Consider the following 17,832-nt stretch of genomic DNA (forward strand, 5'->3'; position numbering starts at 1 on the left):
CACCGAGGGCGGCCATCGTCACCGCGGCGTCCTCACCCCATTTGCAACGCCCCATTTCGTTGCAGCCTATCAAAATCGCACCCGCCCTGGGGGGCGGGGTCGGGTGCGATCCGGGCCACTCCGTGCCCCGGGGACATCTGGAAACCGCGCACAATGACCCGCTTCACCATTGCCTCTTTCAACGTCAAAAACCTCATCGGGCCGGATCAGGAATACTACACCTTCCAATCCTACACGCCCGAGGAATACGCATGGAAAGAAGACTGGACCGCCTCCCAGATTTTCTCCATGGACGCCGACATCATCGGCTTTCAGGAAATCTTTGACGAGGCCACCCTGCGCGAGGTCATCGCAGAAGCCGACCACATCGGCGAGGAAAGCAACAAAGCTGTCATCCCCGACAAATCCAAGCGCTATCACCGCAAGGCGATCTTCCGCAAACTTGGCTACACACCATACGGCGCCGATGGTCTCTTTGTGGCCTCCAACATCAACGACACCGGCAAACCCGGCCACCGCCGCCCCGGCGTTGCGATCCTGTCGCGTTTCGGCTTTGTCGGCACGCCAGAAATCATCCAGGACCTGCCCGAACCGCTCGACATTCCCTTCCGCGACCTGACTGGCGAGGACGGCGGCCACTACCGCCTCACCCGCCTGTCGCGCCCCATCCTCAAGGCCCGCATTCCGGTTACGGACAACACAACAATCACAATCTTCAACTGCCACCTGAAATCCAAACTTGGTGAATTTCCGCGTGGCGAAGACGGCACCGCGCCCGAGGCTGACCTGACCAACTACGACCCCGTTGGCCGTGCCATGGGCGCCATGCGCGCCGCTCTGCGTCGCATGGCCGAAGCATGGGTGCTGCGCCGCTCCATCGTCGAAGAACTTGAGGCAGGCCATCCCGTCATGGTCATGGGCGATTTCAACGACGGCGAACACGCGGTCAGCTCCGAAATCATCTCCGGCGAAGTGCCTTTCCGCAACTATTCATGGATGCTGCGCCATGATGCCAAGCATGGCGCGGACCGCTACAGTCGCGAAGACAACGACCGCATCCAAAGCGCGGTGAACAAAGTCCGCCTGACCTCTGCGGAATCTCTTTTCGTGAAAAAATCCATGCGCGACATGGTCTACACCACGGCCTTTGGCGGCGTTTACGAAAGCATCGACCAGATTTATCTCAGCCAACACTTCCACCCCGACAACGCGCAAGCCGCTGGTGAAATGGAGTATTTCTCGGTCTTCAACGACCACCTCACCGACGGCAGCCACGCCGAGGCTCCCTATAACAAACTCGCCTCTGACCACGGTCAGATCATGGCCCACATCCGCCTCAAGGACGACTGATGCCCCACGCCACGCTTAACGGAATTTCCGTCCACTACCGCGACGAGGGCGACCCCAAAGGCGCGCCGGTCCTCTTCATCAACTCGCTGGCCACCACGATGGGCCTGTGGGAGCCGATCCTGCCGCACCTGACGGGCGGCCTGCGCATCGTCCGCTACGACATGCGCGGCCACGGCGACTCCGAAGTCCCGCCCGCGCCCTATTCCATGGGCACGCTCGTCAAAGACGCCGAAGCGCTGCTGGACCACCTGAAAATCAAGGACGCGCTTGTGGTCGGCCTCTCGATTGGCGGCATGGTCGCGCAAGGCTTGGCGGTCAAACGCCTTGACTTGGTGCGCGCTATGGTGCTCTCCAACACAGCCGCCAAAATCGGCTCCCCCAAGATGTGGGACGAGCGCATCGAAACCGTAAAAACCAAAGGCCTCGCCACCATGGCCGACGCCACGATGCAGCGCTGGTTCAGCCGCGACTTCCTGAACCGCCCCGAACTGGCCCACTGGAAAACCATGTTCGAAAGCACACCTGAAGAAGGCTACATGGGCTGCTGCGCCGCGATCAAAGGCACCGATTTCTACACGCCCACGTCGGGCCTGCGCCTCTCCACTCTGGGCATCGCAGGCTCCGAAGACGGGGCCACGCCCCCCGATCTGGTGCGCGAAACCGTCGAGTTGATCCCCGGCGCGCGGATGGAGCTGATGCGCCGCACCGGTCACCTGCCCTGCGCCGAAAAGCCCGAAGACTACGCCGCTCTGATCAACGCCTTCCTCAAGGAAACCGCCCATGTCTGATATCCTGCTGGTGCACGGCTCCTGTCACGGCGCATGGTGTTTCCGCGACCTGATCCCCGCGCTTGAGGCTCTGGGCCACACCGCCCGCGCCATCGACCTACCGAGCCACGGCGAGGACCAAACGCCCATCTCTGACGTCACGCTTGATGCATGCGGCCAAGCCGTCGCCGACGCGCTTGGCGAGGACACCGTTGTTCTGGGCCACAGCTGGGGCGGCTATCCGATCTCCCGCGCCGCCGACCTCGCGCCAAACAAAATCGCCCGCCTGATCTTTCTCTGCGCCTATGCCCCATGGGACGGGCATTCGTTGGCCGACATGCGCCGCGCGGCCCCGCGCCAACCGATCCTTGACGCCGTCATCAAATCTGACGATGGCGTCAGCTACACCATCGACCCAGCCAAAACCCGCCGCGTGTTTTATCACGACGCGCCCGAAGGCACCGAAGATTTTGCCAACGCGCGCCTCTGCCCGCAACCGATCCTGCCACAGGAAACCCCGATCACATTGGGCGACGGATTTGCGAACGCGCCAAAATCCTACATCCGCTGCAACAACGACCAGACCATCCCGCCCGAATTCCAGCGCACAATGACAGAGACCTGGCCCGCGCAGGACGTCTATGAGATGGACACCAGCCACTCGCCGTTTTTGGCCGCGCCTAAGGAATTGGCGGCCCTGATCGACCGGATCGTGAACACCTGACGCGCCCAATAGGCAAGTACGCGCGCCTCGTTGGTAAATGGGAACCGGTCCTTCGCCGAGACAAGAACCAAGCGTGACGCGCCCGAACCGAGGGGTGGACGCAAAGCGCTCGCGTTTTGCCAGAGGCAAACCTCCGGTTTGACGGGGGCGGTTCGGGCGCTGCCAAATCTGCGATTTGGCTTCATGGAAAAACAGCAAGCTGGCCACGATGGTCTCAAAGCCGCCACTTGCCGCAACCAGCCCGATGCCTTCAAAGGAACTGCTGCAGCCAACCCAAAACGCGGCCCCGCCAAAATCTTGAAAAATAGGGTTCCCCGCACTTCCCATTTAAAAAAATTGGCTTCATGTTCGGCGCCACCGCAATTCCCGCGCGCTTGCGCAATTGGACTGAACAATGACGAACCGCCTGCCTGTATTGGTCATTCTGGCCACCGTGATGATCGACTCGATGGGCTTTGGCCTGATCATTCCGGTGATGCCCGACCTCATCCGCGAGGTCATGGGCGGCGATCTGGCAGCCGCCGCCGTTTGGGGAGGTTTCCTCGCCACCGCGTTTGCCATCATGCAGTTCCTTTGCGGCCCGCTTCTGGGCAACCTCTCGGACCGCTACGGGCGTCGTCCTGTGCTGCTGGTCTCACTGGCGGTCATGTCGGTGGACTATGTGATCATGGCTTTGGCCGACAACATCTGGCTTTTGTTCTTCGGCCGCATCATTGCCGGCATCACCGCTGCCACCCATGCCACAGCCCTCGCCTATATGGCCGACATTTCCTCGCCCGAGGACAAGGCCAAAGCTTTCGGCCTTGTCGGCGCAGGATTTGGCATCGGCTTTGTGCTTGGCCCCGTCATGGGCGGGCTTTTGGGCGAGTACGGCACCCGCGCTCCGTTCTGGGCGGCCGCCTTCCTTGCTGGTGCCAACGCGCTCTTTGGATGGTTTGTGCTTAAGGAAACCGTGACCGACGCCACCCGCCGCGCGTTTCAATGGCGTCGCGCCAATCCGCTGGGCGCGCTCAAAGCTCTGGGCCACCTTCCGGCCATGAACCGCCTGCTGGTGGTCTTCTTTCTCTACCAGATTGCGACCGCAGTTTACCCCTCGATCTGGCCCTACTTCACCGCCGAGCGGTTCAACTGGGAACCCGGTATGATCGGCCTGTCGCTTGCAATATATGGCGTCGGATTTGCCTTGGTCCAAGGCACGCTTATCGCACCGTCCATCCGTATATTCGGCAACCGCAACACCGTGATGATCGGTCTCGCCATCGAAGTCGCCGCTTTCTTGTTCCTCGCATTTGTGACCTCAGGCCTTTTGATGCTGATCACCGTGCCCATCGCAGCCCTCGGCGCCCTCGGTCTGCCGGCGCTGCAAGGCATCATGTCCCGCCGCGTGCCCGACGACGCACAAGGCGAACTGCAAGGCATGCTCGCCTCCCTCACCTCACTGACCCACGTCATCGCGCCCTTGGTGATGACCCAGACCTTCGCCATCTTCTCCAGCGACAACGCGCCAATATACCTTCCCGGCGCACCCTTCCTGCTGTCGATGCTGCTCATGTTGCTGTGCATGTTGGTTTTCGCAAGTTCACGTGGCGGCAAATAATCCAAAAGCGACACTTTTGTCTGGTTTGGCAAGAAAGCCGCCCTATCCTGACCCAGACTGCAGGGAACAGGAGAGGACACCAACCCCATGACCACCATCAAAGCCGCCGTCTGTCACGAATTCGGCCAGCCCCTTGTCGTCGAAGACGTCACCCTGCGCACGCCCCAAATGGGTGAAATCCAAGTGGACCTCTCCGCGGTCGCCATATGTCACTCCGACATTTCCTTTGCCGACGGCGCTTGGGGCGGCAGCCTGCCCGCCGTTTACGGCCACGAAGCGGCAGGCCGCATTTCAGCCCTCGGCGACGGCGTCACCGGTCTCGCCATTGGCGATCCCGTTGTTGTGACCCTGATCCGCGCTTGCGGCACCTGCCCGACCTGTTCCGAAGGCAAGCCGGTGATCTGCTCCACACCATATGACGGCGACAAAGGCCCGCTGACCACCGCAGACGGCGGAAAACTGCATCAGGCCATGGCCTGCGGTGCGTTTGCCGAAAAGGTCGTCGTAGACCAATCCCAAGTGGTGAAAATCTCCGATGACATCCCCATGGAGGCCGCCAGCCTGATCGCCTGTGGTGTGATCACCGGCGTCGGTGCCGTGGTGAACGCAGCGCAAATCCGCGCTGGCCAGGATGTTGTCGTGATCGGCGCCGGCGGCGTTGGTCTCAACGCCATCCAAGGCGCGCGCATCGCCGGCGCACGCCGCATCGTCGCCGTCGACATGAGCGAGGAAAAACTCGCCATCGCCAAGGAATTCGGCGCCACCGATGGCGTGCTTGCTACCGACAAGAAACCCTTTGTCAAAGCCATGCGCGCCATGGGCCGCGGGGCCGACGCGGTGATCGTCACCGTTGGCGCGATCCCCGCCTATGACGACGCCCCCCGCTATCTCGCACCGGGCGGCAAAGTCATCATGGTCGGCATGCCACATTCCGGCGCAAAATCCACTTACGAGCCGGTCATTCTCGCCGCCATCGGTCAAGGCATGCAGGGCAGCAAAATGGGCGACGTCGTGATCAAGCGCGACATTCCCTGGATGGTGGACCTATATGAACAAGGCCGCCTGAAGCTGGACGAGCTGATCTCCGGCCGTTGGTCGCTGGACCAGATCAACGAGGCCATCGCCGACACCAAAACCGGCAGCGCCAAGCGCAACGTCATTGTGTTTGACAGCTAAAGCGCGCCCGTCGCGTCGGTCAGGCAAGCAGACAACTGCTGCCACTGCCGGCGCGACACACGCTCTCTGGTGCCCAGCAACCAATAGGTCTCATGGTGGTGCAAAACATGGTCACTGACCCGCTCCAACCGCCCTTCCCGCAGATCCCGCGCCACCAACGGCAGCGAGGCCAGCAAGACGCCGTGTCCTTCCCGCGCCGCCGCCAAAGCGGCGCTGAAACTGTCAAACCGCAGCGACGGAACCGGCGTCGTAGGTGTGCCTGTCTGCTCACACCACCGTGCCCACCCCGGACGCGGGCCAGCGACCGCCAAACGCGGCAACTCCTGCCAAGGGCCACGGCCCAGCAAACCAGACGCCACAACCGGACTCATGCGCTCCTCATAAAGCGGCTGGGCATAGCTCACCGGCCAATCACCGCCGCCATATCTGATCCGGATTGTCGCCTCCTCTGCGGTTTCCCCCGCAGCCACAACCATCGTGCTCAGCGTGATCTCGGCACCGCTCACCTGCGCCAACCGCCCCATCCGCGGCACAACCCAAAGCTCGTGAACCGACGCACTCGCGGAAATCGCAATCCGGTTGCGCGACACCCCGAACACCGCATCCGTGCTGTCACGCAGCCCCAACAAAGCTCCCTGAACATGCGGCAGCCACGCCTCGCCTTCGGAGGTCAGCGTGATTTGCCGCGCCTGCCGGATAAACAGCTGCGCTCCAAGCCGCGCCTCCAGATGTCCGATGCGCTGGCTGATCGCGGATTGCGTCAGCCCGCATTCCTCCGCCGCAGCTGTAAAACTGCCCAACCGCGCCGCCGCTTCAAAGGCCCGAATCCACTCCAGCGGCAACCTGTCGAAACCGGATTTATCCATTATCAAAACACCCCCTCAGGCATCAAAAGGCTAATTTGAATTTATGTCGGTGCAGCGCCAGATTGTCCATGACGCCGCCCCAAATCGGGCGAACGCATCTCAGCCAGCAAAAGGAACGCCCATGCCACAGGTCAGCCTCTCACCGGATGGACACCAACTCTCGCTTCAGACAGCAGACGCAACACTCCGCTTCCATGCCATCTGGCTGCGCCACAACGCGCTGGACGCGGACACACGCGACCAAAACAACGGCCAGCGCCTGATCACCCTTGCGGATTTGCCCGACGACTGCACGCTCGCAGCGGCCGAGACCACCGATACCACCGCCACCGTGACCTTCGCCGATGGCAAAACCACCGCTTTCCCGATCGCATGGCTCACCGCCAACGCCTATGACCGTCCGCAAGACACCACTGCCGGCCACCTGCCAGAGCACGCTGAAACATGGGGGGAGGACCTCAACACATCGGTCCCAACCGGCCATCTTCCTGCCCTGCAATCCGATCCCGCCTCCAAACGCGAATGGCTCGCGGCCATCCGCAAATTCGGCTTTGCCAAAGTCACCGGAATGCCGACCACCTCTGGTGCGCTTTTTGACATTGTTGCCCTCTTCGGATTTGTCCGTGAAACCAATTACGGTCGCCATTTCGAAGTCCGCACCGAGGTCAATCCAACCAACCTCGCCTTTACCGGCCTTGGACTTCAGGCCCATACCGACAACCCCTACCGCGACCCTGTGCCGACTCTGCAAGTCCTTGCCTGTCTTGAAAATTCCGCTGAAGGCGGCGACAACATGGTTGTGGATGGCTTTGCCGCAGCGCAAAAGCTGCGCGAGATTAACCCCGAAGGTTTTGCACTCCTGCACAGCCACTCCGCGCGATTTGAATACGCAGGCGAGGCTGGCGTGCGCCTCACCTCCCGTCGCCCCGTGATCGAACTCACCCCCGAGGGCACCCTGCAATCCGTACGCTTCAACGCCCGCTCCGCCGCCGCGCCGGTGGACGTGCCTTTTGACGACATGCCCGCCTATTATGCCGCCCTGCGCCAACTGTCTGACATCATCGACGACCCCGCGTCCGAGGTGCGCTTCAAACTCGCCCCCGGCGAGGCCTTCATCGTCGACAACACCCGCGTCCTGCACGCGCGCAAGGGCTACTCCGGTGCAGGCAACCGCTGGCTTCAGGGCTGCTACGCCGACAAAGACGGCCTGCTCTCCACCCTCGCCGCACTGGAGGCAACCGCATGACCACCTTGACCCAAGACACCATCGTGGCCTTCATCGGTGATATCTTTGCCCGCTGCGGCGATGAGGAATACCTTGGCGAGCCCGTGACGATGGCACAGCACATGCTGCAAGGGGCCACCATTGCCGAACAAAACGGCCTGCCCGAGGACATCATCGTCGCGGCCCTCTTACACGACATCGGTCATTTCACATCGGAATTCGGCACTTTCTCTATGGAAGACACCGAAGACCGCTTTCACGAAGAGGCGGGCGCGCGAGTGCTTGCCGATTTCTTTCCCTCCGTCGTCATCGATTGCGTGCGCCACCACGTCGCCGCCAAACGCTACCTTTGCGCCACCAAGCCGGAATACTTCAACCGCCTGTCCGAGGCCTCTATCCATTCCCTCAACCTGCAAGGCGGCCCCATGAGCGACGCCGAAGTCGCTGATTTCCAGAAAAATCCCAATTTGGAGAAAATCATTCAGGTCCGCTACCTTGATGAGGCCGGAAAACATCCGGACATGCAGACGCCTGACTACGCCCATTTCGCCCCGATGGTGCAGCGTGTGGTTGACGCTCACATGCGCACGCTTGGTTAACAACTCGCTGGGGCCGAAAACACACCGACGGAATACCGACGCAATACCGACGTTTTGCCTACATGAATAGACAAACAAAATCATACGATTAACCACGATTCGGCCACCAAGAGGGACAACCCTATGAAACTCACCGACCTCGACGTCATCGTCACCGCGCCGCCCGCCCCCGGTTGGGGCGGGCGGTACTGGATTTTGGTCAAGCTCACCACCGACTCCGGCATCACCGGCTGGGGTGAATGCTATGCCTCCTCGGTTGGTCCAGACGCCATGACCCACGTGATCCGAGACGTGTTTGAACGCTACTTCCTTGATGAGAACCCGGAGAACATCGAACGCCTCTTCCGCCGCACCTATTCCTCGGGCTTCACCCAACGCCCCGACCTCACCGTCATGGGTGCCTTCTCAGGTCTCGAAATCGCCTGCTGGGACATTCTCGGCAAAGACCGCGACCGCCCCGTCTATGCGCTTCTTGGCGGGTTGATGAACGAACGCCTACGCGCCTACACTTATCTCTATCCCCTTGACCACCATAAGGTTTCCGACTTCTGGACCTCCCCCGAGATGGCCGCAGAGACCGCAGCCGAAATGGTGCGCCGAGGCTACACAGCAGTAAAATTCGACCCCGCTGGGCCCTACACAATGCGCGGCGGCCACATGCCCGCGATGAGCGACATTTCCATGTCCGTCGCCTTCTGCAAAGCCATCCGAGAGGCTGTCGGCGACCGCGCGGATCTCCTGTTCGGCACCCATGGCCAATTCAACACCGCAGGCGCGATCCGCCTTGGCCAAGCCTTGGAGCCTTACTCGCCTCTGTGGTTCGAAGAACCCACCCCGCCCGACAACATCGACGACATGGCCCGCGTCGCCCGCAATGTGCGTATCCCCGTCGCTACGGGCGAGCGCATGACCACCAAAGCCGAATTTGCAGCCGTCCTCAAAACCGGAGCTGCCGAGATTTTGCAGCCCGCCTTGGGGCGCGCTGGCGGCATTTGGGAAATGAAAAAAGTCGCCGCAATTGCAGAGTGTTATAACGCTCAAATGGCCCCGCACCTTTACGCCGGACCCGTTGAGTGGGCCGCCAACATCCACCTCGCGGCCTCCATCCCGAACCTTCTGATGATAGAAACCATCGAGACCGGTTTCCACGACCAACTGATCTCCTCGTCGCTCAAAGTAGAGGACGGTTTCGTCACACCTCCAACCGCCCCTGGCCTTGGCATTGAAGTCAACGAGCCCCTCGCCCGCGCGCGCCCCTACACCGACACTGGCCTTCATCTGCAAATGCAGGACGCGCCCTGTGATTACGTCAACGGCAACAGCTTCGAAGGCGGTGCGCCACCAAAAACCTGACAAGACCTCGAAAATCGGAATCACCGATGCTATATCTCTGCCAAGCAAGAGAACAACGTGATGACCGAGACACTTCAAAAACCACCTGCGCCGCCATCCGAGATGGCGGAAAACGCCAGATCCGCCGCCGCCTACCTCAAGACGCTGGCGCATGAGGGTCGTCTGATGATCCTCTGTCATCTCGGCACCGGCGAAAAATCCGTGGGCGAACTCGAGGAACTTCTCGACCTGCGACAGGCCGCCGTCAGCCAAATGCTCGCCCGCTTGCGCGACGAAGGTTTGGTGGCCACGCGGCGCGATGGCAAAACCATCTACTACACGCTTTCGGACCCGAGCACGGCACAGGTTATCTCCTTGCTTTATAACCTATTTTGCGCCCCGACACCCAAGTGACACCGCCGTCTCTGCCAACTGAGATCGAAGGTTGGTTCTCCACACGTGGCTGGGACATCCACCCCCATCAGCGTGACATGCTTGCGCGGTCAACTGATCCCTGCACACTGCTGATTGCCCCGACGGGCGGCGGCAAAACCATGGCCGGTTTTCTGCCTACGCTGGCTGAATTGTCAGATGGCACGCATGACGGCCTGCACACGCTTTATGTGTCGCCCCTCAAGGCGCTTGCGGCCGACATCAAACGCAATCTGCGCACACCAGTTGACGAAATGGGCCTACCGATCCGCATTGAGGACCGCACCGGCGACACCAGCCAAACCGTCAAAAAACGCCAACGCGCCGACCCGCCTCACATCCTTTTGACCACGCCGGAAAGCCTTGCGTTGCTGACCTCCTACGAAGACGCCCCACGCATCTTCCGTGGCCTCAAGCGTGTCATCGTTGACGAAATCCACGCCCTCGCGGACTCCAAACGCGGCGATCAGCTCTTCCTTGCGCTCGCGCGTCTGCAAACCCTCTGTCCCGACCTGCGCCGCGTTGGCCTCTCAGCCACTGTAGACCGCCCCGCAGACGTCGCAAGCCTCCTCGCTCGCCATCCTGATCCCTGCGCCATCGTCACCGCAGACCCCGGTCCCGCGCCCGACATCGCCATGCTGCAAACCGACGAAACCCCGCCGTGGTCTGGCGGCGGAGCGGCCTATGCGATCCCCGCCGTGCTCGAGCACGTCAAGCAACACAAAACCACTTTGATCTTCCACAACACCCGCGCACAGGCGGAAATTTTCTTTCATAATCTGTGGCTTGCCAATGACGAAAGCCTGCCGATCGGCATCCACCACGGCAGCCTTGACCGACAACAACGCGAACGTGTCGAGGCCGCGATGGTGCGCGGCGACTTGCGCGCAATCGTCTGCACCGGCTCGCTCGATCTCGGCATTGATTGGGGCGACGTGGACCTTGTGATTCAGGTTGGCGCCCCCAAAAACGTCAAACGCCTCGTGCAACGCATCGGCCGCGCCAACCACCGCTACAACGCCCCGTCCAAAGCCCTCTTGGTGCCCGCCAACCGCTGGGAAGTTGTCGAATGCGTCAACGCCTTGCAAGCCGTGCGCGAGGGCGATCTGGATGGCGATCCCCGTCCCCGCGGCCCGCAGGACGTGCTCTGCCAGCACATCTTGCTCGCCGCCGCCGCCGCGCCCTTCTCCGCCGATGATCTCTTTGCGGAAATGACCTCCGCTGGTGCCTACGCCGATTTGACCCGCGCCGAATTTGACGCCTGTCTCGAATTTTGCGCCACGGGTGGCTATGCCTTTCGGACCTATGACCGTTGGCAACGCCTGCAAAAACGTGGCGACCTTTGGCACCTGCGCGACCCGCGCGCCGCCGCACGCATTCGCATGAATGCCGGCACCATTCAGGACAGCGACAAACTCAAGGTGCGCCTCAAGCGCAACCGCGGCGGCAAGCCCTTGGGCGAGGTCGAAGAATCCTTCGCCGCGACGCTCTCTCAGGGCGATACATTTCTCATTGGCGGCCAGATCGTGCGCTATGAGGGATTGCGGGAGATGACCGTCGAAGTCTCTAGAAACGCCGCAAAAAAGCCGCGGGTCGCTGTCTTCTCCGGTACCAAATTCGCCACTTCCACCCAACTTAGCCAACGCACCCTGCGGTTTTTGCAACACCCAAGCTGGCCGGAGCTGCCAGACCACACCGCCGATTGGTTGCGCCTGCAACGTGATGTTTCGCGCCTGCCGGAACCAAACCGCCTTCTGGTGGAAACGTTTCCCCGCGACGGGCGCGAAAATATGGTCGTTTATGGGTTTGCCGGACGCAATGCCCAGCAGACGCTCGGCCTGTTGCTCACCAAACGCATGGAAGACCGTGATCTTGCCCCGATGGGGTTTGTGGCCACCGACTATGCGACATTGATATGGGGGTTGGACGAAATTGCGAACCCCGAAGCCCTGTTTGATCTCAACGCCTTGCGCGACGGTCTTGATGGTTGGCTGGCGGGAAATGCGCTCATGAAACGCACCTTTCGCGGGGCCGCCACCATCGCGGGCCTGATCGAACGCAACACCCCCGGGCAACGCAAATCCGGTCGTCAGGCAACGTTCAGTTCAGACATTCTTTACGACACTTTGCTGAAATACGATCCGGAACACCTTCTGATGCAAGTCACCCGCACAGAAGCGCTTAGCGGCTTGGTGGATTTCGCGCGGATTGAGGACATGCTCGCGCGGATTGAAGGGCGGATTGACCATGTTCGAGCACCGCATGTGACACCGCTTGCCGCTCCTCTCTTTCTTGAGGTGGGAAAAGTGCCGGTTCAAAGCGGCAGTGCCGAAGAAAGATTGCTCGCCGAGGAAACAGATGCGCTCATGCGGGACAGTGGACTTCAAAATGTTAAAGGTTAACGGGCGTTAACGAATAAACCCGCGAAAATTGGCCTGAAAATGTTCGAAATCTATAAGAATTTGAGTCGAGGATTGCGCCAAATAGCGGGACAGGCTAGGAACGTACCATGAACGGGATAGACTTCTCTGTCGCAGGCGCAGGCCTGACTGCTTTGGGCTCGGGAGCTCTCTGGTGGGCCGAGCAGCGCCTGCTTGTGGTTTCGGACCTGCACTTGGGAAAAACCGAACGCATTCTAAGGCGTGGCGGCCCTTCTTTACCTCCTTATGAAACCCGCGACACGCTCATTCGGCTGGAAAATGACCTCAACGCGACCAATGCTGCGACCGTGATTTGCCTCGGGGACAGCTTCGATGACGCCGAAGCCGCCCGCACTTTACCCGAAGCGGACCGTTTGTGGATCAACCGCCTGCAAGCCGGCCGGCGTTGGGTCTGGATTGAAGGCAACCATGATCCCGGTCCGATTGATCTTGCCGGCACGCATTTGGTGGAATTGCCGCTGTCGCCGCTTACGTTTCGCCACATCGCAGAAAGTGGCAAAAGCGGCGAGATTTCCGGCCATTACCACCCCAAAGTTCGCGTGCAAACGCGGCTGCGCAGCATCACACGTCCCGCGTTTCTGATCGACAGCGATCGTGTGATAATGCCGGCCTATGGCACCTACACTGGTGGACTTCGCAGTTCCGAAGACGTGCTCAATACACTCATGCGTCCAGAGGCGACCGCAATCCTTACCGGCCAGACACCTCGCATGATGCCGATGCCACGTTAAGTGTGCAGAGCAAGCGCCTGAGGTGAAGCTAGAAAATCCGCCCGCTTGACCGCACGAACCAAATCGATGTCAGTTAATATAGAACCTTCAATTTGCGGAAATACACATGTCTTTGGCGCCTGAAATCTCCGAAAAACTCCGCCTGAGCTTTGGCAGGCAGTCGATGATGGCCACCTTTGGCGCTGAGATCGACGAGATCGCATTGGGTCAGGTCACGCTGCGCGCCGCGATCAACGATGGCTGCAAACAACAACACGGTTTTGCCCATGCGGCTCTGACCTTCGGCCTCGGTGACTCGGCAGCCGGCTATTCCGCTTTGTCTGTCATGCCCTTAGAGGCCGAAGTTCTGACGAGTGAAATGAAGATACACCTGTTAGCGCCGGCTCAGGGAGAGTATTTGGAGGCCGTCGGCAAAGTTATAAAACCCGGCAAGCGGTTGGTGATTGTGCAGGCAGAGGTTTTTGCGGTCGCCAATGACAGTCGCACGCAGGTCGCACTGATGACTGGCACCATGGTGCCTCTCCTGCCAAGGTAAAGGGCGATCCTGTCTAGAACCGCCCTCTAACCATCTACAAATCTGAGTTTTTACGCGGTTAACCCTTCCGGCTCCGCGAGACCGTTCGCACGACAGCAAGCGGTCACGGTGTTGGCCAGCAGGCAGGCGATGGTCATAGGCCCAACTCCGCCTGGCACCGGCGTGATGGCACCGGCCACGGCCGCTGCGCTTTCATAGTGGACATCCCCCACCAAACGGGTTTTGCCCTCGCCTTTTTCTGGCGCGTCGATGCGGTTGATGCCCACGTCGATCACAGTCGCGCCCTCTTTGATCCAATCACCTGGCACCATCTCGGGGCGCCCCACGGCGGCCACAACGATGTCCGCACCACGCACGACCTCCGGCAGGTCTTTCGTGCGGGAATGCGCGATGGTCACGGTGCAGCTTTCGCCCAGCAAAAGCTGCGCCATGGGCTTGCCCACGATGTTGGATCGCCCGATCACAACCGCGTTCATACCCGAAAGACTCCCGTGGTGGTCCCGCAGCATCATCAAACAGCCCAGCGGTGTGCACGGCACCATGGATTTTTGCCCGGTGCCCAAGAGGCCCACATTGGAAATGTGGAAGCCGTCCACATCTTTGGCCGGATCAATCGAGTTGATCACCAAGTCTTCGTCCAAATGGCCAGGCAAAGGCAATTGAACAAGTATTCCATGCACTTCCGGATCGTTGTTCAACTGATCAATCAGCGCCAGCAAATCCGCCTCTGACGTGTCCACGGCCAGCTTGTGCTCAATGCTTTTCATACCGACTTCGACCGTTTGCTTGCCCTTGGAGCGCACATAAACTTGGCTCGCAGGATCTTCGCCCACCAGCACAACAGCCAACCCCGGTGTCAGTCCGTTTTCTTCCTTAAGGCGCGCCACATGGCCCGCCACTTTCTCCCGCACGGTTGCCGCAAAGGCTTTGCCGTCAATCACTTGCGCTGTCATCTTGATCTCCCCTTACACATTTGTCCGGGCATAGGAATCCCGGTAATGGTCCATCTGCATCCGCGTTGCCAACACGGCGTTTTTCATCAATGTCGCAACCGTCACCGGCCCGACACCACCAGGCACCGGCGTGATCCACCCCGCCACTTCGGCGCAGCTTTCAAAGTCCGCATCGCCCACCGTGCGCGGCCCGTCCGGTGTCTCGACGCGGTTAATCCCGATATCGATCACCGCCGCGCCCGGTTTGATCATGTCGCCGGTCACAAGCCCGGGCTTGCCAACGGCCACGAATACAGCATCCGCAGCACGGCTGTGCATCGCCACCGAGCGTGTCATGTGGTGACACACCGTGACCGTTGCGCCCAGTCCCATCATCAAAAAGGCAATGGGTTTGCCAACGATCTCGGAATGTCCGATCACGGTCACGTTCAGCCCTTCCATTTGCAAGGGCAAGGTTTTTAGAATCTCCACCGCTGCCACCGCGGTACATGGCCCCAGCGCTAGGTCGTTATAAACGATGTTGCCAATCGAGGCAGGGTGCATGCCTTCGACGTCTTTCAAAGGATGCACCGCCTTCTGGAGCGCTTTCACGGGGATATGCTCGGGCAAGGGACGCTGAATGATGATGCCGTTGACGCGCGGATCGTGGTTCAATCCCTGCAAAATCCCGATCAACTGCTCCAGCGACGTTTCCGCCGGATAGTTGCGCGCCTCAAACTCGACACCCGCACTTTCGGCCTGCTTTTGCTGGTTTCGTACATACAACTCGGCGGCCGCCGTTTCCCCGACGCTCACCGACACCAATCGCGGGGACCACCCAAGTTCACTCAGCTTTTGCGCCTCTGTCCTGACGTCCGCCCGCAGCTCTTCCGCCACCGCTTTTCCGTCTATCACTGCTGCGCGCATGCTGTTCTCCGCTATTCGAAATCGATGCTTTGCGCCTCACGCGCAATCGACCAATCAATCAATGTGCGCCACATCACTTCGACAATTTCGGGATCCAATCCCTCAGCCTCGGCTGTGGCTTTTACCTTGCTCACCACATCTTCGACGCGGGCCGGTATGGAGGCAGGCAGCCCCGCCTCCGTCTTGATTTCCACCGCGCGGTCGATATACCCCGTGCGCTTGGCCAGCAGCCGGATCAAGTCCCGATCCAAGATATCGATCTGCGCGCGCAAAGTTGGCATATCGGGGCATTGGGCGGGGTCAAGCATGGCGTTCCTCTCGGAATATTCTCGCGCATGCCCTACCCCGCCTTTCACCAAACCGCAATCCGGATCAGAAGAGGCCTTCGACCAGACCTTCGTCGTTGATGCAGATGCTCTCCGCAGCGGGTTTGCGAGGCAGACCCGGCATGGTCATGATCTCACCGCAGACAACCACGATAAAGCCAGCACCAGCGCTCAGGCGTACCTCACGCACCGGAACAGAGTGCCCAGTGGGTGCGCCGCGCAAGCTCGGGTCGGTAGAGAAGCTGTACTGCGTCTTCGCCATACAAACCGGCAAGTGACCATAGCCGGCCTCTTCCCACTCTTTCAGTTGGTTGCGGATCTTTGCATCGGCCAGAACCTCATCCGCACGATAGATGCGCTTTGCGACGGTTTCGATCTTCTCAAAGAGCGGCATGTCGTCGGGATAGATCGGCGCGAAGTTGGCAGAGCCACCTTCAACGATCTCGACAACCTTCTCAGCCAGCGGCGCAGACCCTTCAGAACCCAGCTCCCAGTGGCGCGACAGAACCGCTTCCACGCCGTGCGCCGCACAGTAATCTTTGACCGCCTGCACTTCGGCGTCGGTGTCGGTGACAAAGTGGTTGATGCCCACAACAACCGGCACGCCAAAGGATTTCACGTTCTCGATGTGACGGCCAAGGTTGGCACAGCCGTTTTCGACCGCTTCGACGTTTTCCGCGCCGAGGTCTGCTTTGGCAACGCCGCCGTTCATCTTCATCGCGCGCACAGTGGCAACCAGCACAACCGCATCCGGTGCAATGCCCGCCTTACGGCACTTGATGTTCATGAACTTCTCGGCACCCAGATCGGCACCAAAGCCCGCCTCGGTCACCACGTAGTCCGCAACCTTCAGCGCGGTGGTGGTGGCGATCACGGAGTTACAGCCGTGTGCAATGTTGGCGAACGGACCGCCGTGCACGAAGGCCGGGTTGTTTTCCAGTGTCTGCACGAGGTTGGGCTGCATTGCGTCTTTCAGCAGCACGGTCATGGCGCCCGCTGCCTTGATGTCGCGGCAGTAAACCGCGGTTTTGTCGCGGCGGTAGGCCACGATGATGTCGCCCAGACGTTTTTCAAGGTCGGCCAGATCGTTTGCCAGACACAGGATCGCCATAACTTCGGAAGCCACGGTGATGTCAAAGCCGGTTTCACGCGGGAAGCCGTTGGAAACACCGCCAAGGCTGGCTGTGATCTGACGCAGGGCGCGGTCGTTCATGTCGACCACACGACGCCATGCAACGCGGCGGATGTCGATTTCCTGCTCGTTGCCCCAATAGATGTGGTTGTCGATCATCGCGCTCAGCAGCGAATGCGCCGAGGTGATCGCGTGGAAGTCACCTGTGAAGTGCAGGTTCATCTCTTCCATCGGCACGACTTGCGCATGGCCACCACCGGCCGCGCCACCCTTCATGCCGAAGTTCGGACCCAGCGATGCTTCGCGGATACAGATCATGGCATTCTTGCCGATCTTGTTCAGGCCATCACCCAGCCCCACGGTCGTGGTGGTCTTGCCTTCTCCCGCCGGCGTCGGGTTGATCGCGGTGACAAGGATCAGCTTGCCATTGTCGCGCCCCTGAACGGAGTTGATGAACTCTTGGCTCACCTTGGCCTTGTCGTGGCCATAGGGCAGCAAGTCGTCGCTGCCGATGCCAATCTTGGCACCGATTTCCTGAATCGGGCGTTTCTTGGCCTCGCGGGCGATTTCAATGTCGGTTTTGAAGCTCATAGCGGTCCCTGTCGCAAAATGTTGGCGCTCTCTCTACTTCTTTTGTAGCGCTCACAGACGCGTCGGCGAGATGCATTTCCGACATTTCCCGCGTCTGTTGCGTCGGCATATGCGACACCGGTTTCGTTTTGGAAACGTAACGTCAACAT

17 protein-coding genes are annotated in these 17,832 nt (G+C 60.3%); 12 read left to right on the forward strand and 5 right to left on the reverse strand.

The window, feature by feature from the left end; all coding sequences use genetic code 11:
• Positions 1–153 precede the first annotated feature (153 nt).
• The 5 genes from BM069_RS06640 (at position 154) to BM069_RS06660 (ending at position 5,614) form a co-directional block, all read left to right on the forward strand.
• Positions 154–1,350 carry an endonuclease/exonuclease/phosphatase family protein gene (locus BM069_RS06640; RefSeq protein ID WP_093322010.1) on the forward strand — a complete coding sequence of 399 codons (1,197 nt, stop codon included), beginning with the start codon at positions 154–156 and terminating at the stop codon, positions 1,348–1,350.
• Positions 1,350–2,138, forward strand: a complete 789-nt coding sequence (pcaD, locus tag BM069_RS06645; protein ID WP_093322012.1) for a 3-oxoadipate enol-lactonase — start codon at positions 1,350–1,352, stop codon at positions 2,136–2,138. Before BM069_RS06640 ends, pcaD begins: the two co-directional genes overlap by 1 nt.
• Entirely contained in the window at positions 2,131–2,841 is a 711-nt protein-coding gene (locus tag BM069_RS06650; RefSeq protein ID WP_093322015.1) for an alpha/beta fold hydrolase, read from the forward strand. Before pcaD ends, BM069_RS06650 begins: the two co-directional genes overlap by 8 nt.
• Before the next feature lie 394 nt (positions 2,842–3,235).
• A complete protein-coding gene (locus tag BM069_RS06655; RefSeq protein WP_093322017.1) occupies positions 3,236–4,438 on the forward strand; it encodes a TCR/Tet family MFS transporter in 1,203 nt (400 codons plus the stop codon).
• A gap of 87 nt (positions 4,439–4,525) precedes the next feature.
• Positions 4,526–5,614 carry a Zn-dependent alcohol dehydrogenase gene (locus tag BM069_RS06660; RefSeq protein ID WP_093322020.1) on the forward strand — a complete coding sequence of 363 codons (1,089 nt, stop codon included), beginning with the start codon at positions 4,526–4,528 and terminating at the stop codon, positions 5,612–5,614.
• On the opposite strand, the gene BM069_RS06665 is transcribed toward BM069_RS06660, so the two are convergent.
• A complete protein-coding gene (locus tag BM069_RS06665; RefSeq protein WP_093322023.1) occupies positions 5,611–6,480 on the reverse strand; it encodes a LysR family transcriptional regulator in 870 nt (289 codons plus the stop codon). The two genes, BM069_RS06660 and BM069_RS06665, sit on opposite strands and share 4 nt — an antisense overlap.
• 121 nt (positions 6,481–6,601) lie before the next feature.
• Between BM069_RS06665 and tmpA the strand changes: the two genes are divergently transcribed.
• The 7 genes from tmpA (at position 6,602) to BM069_RS06700 (ending at position 13,775) form a co-directional block, all read left to right on the forward strand.
• Complete coding sequence (gene tmpA / locus BM069_RS06670) at positions 6,602–7,726, forward strand: 2-trimethylaminoethylphosphonate dioxygenase (protein WP_093322025.1); 1,125 nt, start codon at positions 6,602–6,604, stop codon at positions 7,724–7,726.
• Positions 7,723–8,304 carry a (R)-1-hydroxy-2-trimethylaminoethylphosphonate oxygenase gene (gene tmpB, locus BM069_RS06675; RefSeq protein WP_093322028.1) on the forward strand — a complete coding sequence of 194 codons (582 nt, stop codon included), beginning with the start codon at positions 7,723–7,725 and terminating at the stop codon, positions 8,302–8,304. The genes tmpA and tmpB overlap by 4 nt, the downstream gene beginning before the upstream one ends.
• A gap of 123 nt (positions 8,305–8,427) precedes the next feature.
• A complete protein-coding gene (locus BM069_RS06680; protein WP_093322032.1) occupies positions 8,428–9,657 on the forward strand; it encodes a mandelate racemase/muconate lactonizing enzyme family protein in 1,230 nt (409 codons plus the stop codon).
• 60 nt (positions 9,658–9,717) lie between these two features.
• Positions 9,718–10,050: an ArsR/SmtB family transcription factor gene (locus BM069_RS06685; RefSeq protein WP_425288667.1), complete on the forward strand. Its 333-nt coding sequence runs from the start codon at positions 9,718–9,720 to the stop codon at positions 10,048–10,050.
• Positions 10,047–12,470 (forward strand): ligase-associated DNA damage response DEXH box helicase, encoded by a 2,424-nt coding sequence (locus tag BM069_RS06690; RefSeq protein WP_093322808.1) that lies wholly within the window; start codon positions 10,047–10,049, stop codon positions 12,468–12,470. The genes BM069_RS06685 and BM069_RS06690 overlap by 4 nt, the downstream gene beginning before the upstream one ends.
• A 107-nt stretch (positions 12,471–12,577) precedes the next feature.
• Positions 12,578–13,240, forward strand: coding sequence for a ligase-associated DNA damage response endonuclease PdeM (gene pdeM, locus BM069_RS06695; RefSeq protein WP_093322035.1), 663 nt, complete (start codon positions 12,578–12,580; stop codon positions 13,238–13,240).
• Between the two features lie 106 nt (positions 13,241–13,346).
• On the forward strand, positions 13,347–13,775 hold the full coding sequence (locus BM069_RS06700) for a PaaI family thioesterase (protein WP_170846694.1): 429 nt from the start codon (positions 13,347–13,349) through the stop codon (positions 13,773–13,775).
• Between the two features lie 50 nt (positions 13,776–13,825).
• Here BM069_RS06700 and folD read toward each other — a convergent pair whose 3' ends face one another.
• From folD to BM069_RS06720, 4 genes are all read right to left on the reverse strand, one after another.
• The gene (folD, locus tag BM069_RS06705; RefSeq protein ID WP_093322036.1) at positions 13,826–14,728 is read right to left on the reverse strand and encodes a bifunctional methylenetetrahydrofolate dehydrogenase/methenyltetrahydrofolate cyclohydrolase FolD; all 903 of its coding nucleotides are present in this window, start codon (positions 14,726–14,728) and stop codon (positions 13,826–13,828) included.
• 12 nt (positions 14,729–14,740) lie between these two features.
• The gene (locus tag BM069_RS06710; protein ID WP_093322039.1) at positions 14,741–15,634 is read right to left on the reverse strand and encodes a bifunctional 5,10-methylenetetrahydrofolate dehydrogenase/5,10-methenyltetrahydrofolate cyclohydrolase; all 894 of its coding nucleotides are present in this window, start codon (positions 15,632–15,634) and stop codon (positions 14,741–14,743) included.
• 11 nt (positions 15,635–15,645) lie between these two features.
• Complete coding sequence (locus tag BM069_RS06715; RefSeq protein ID WP_244503553.1) at positions 15,646–15,942, reverse strand: chorismate mutase; 297 nt, start codon at positions 15,940–15,942, stop codon at positions 15,646–15,648.
• Between the two features lie 64 nt (positions 15,943–16,006).
• Positions 16,007–17,683, reverse strand: a complete 1,677-nt coding sequence (locus BM069_RS06720) for a formate--tetrahydrofolate ligase (RefSeq protein WP_093322041.1) — start codon at positions 17,681–17,683, stop codon at positions 16,007–16,009.
• Positions 17,684–17,832: the final 149 nt, after the last annotated feature.

It is taken from the genome of Shimia haliotis (assembly GCF_900114415.1).
GTDB lineage: Bacteria > Pseudomonadota > Alphaproteobacteria > Rhodobacterales > Rhodobacteraceae > Shimia > Shimia haliotis.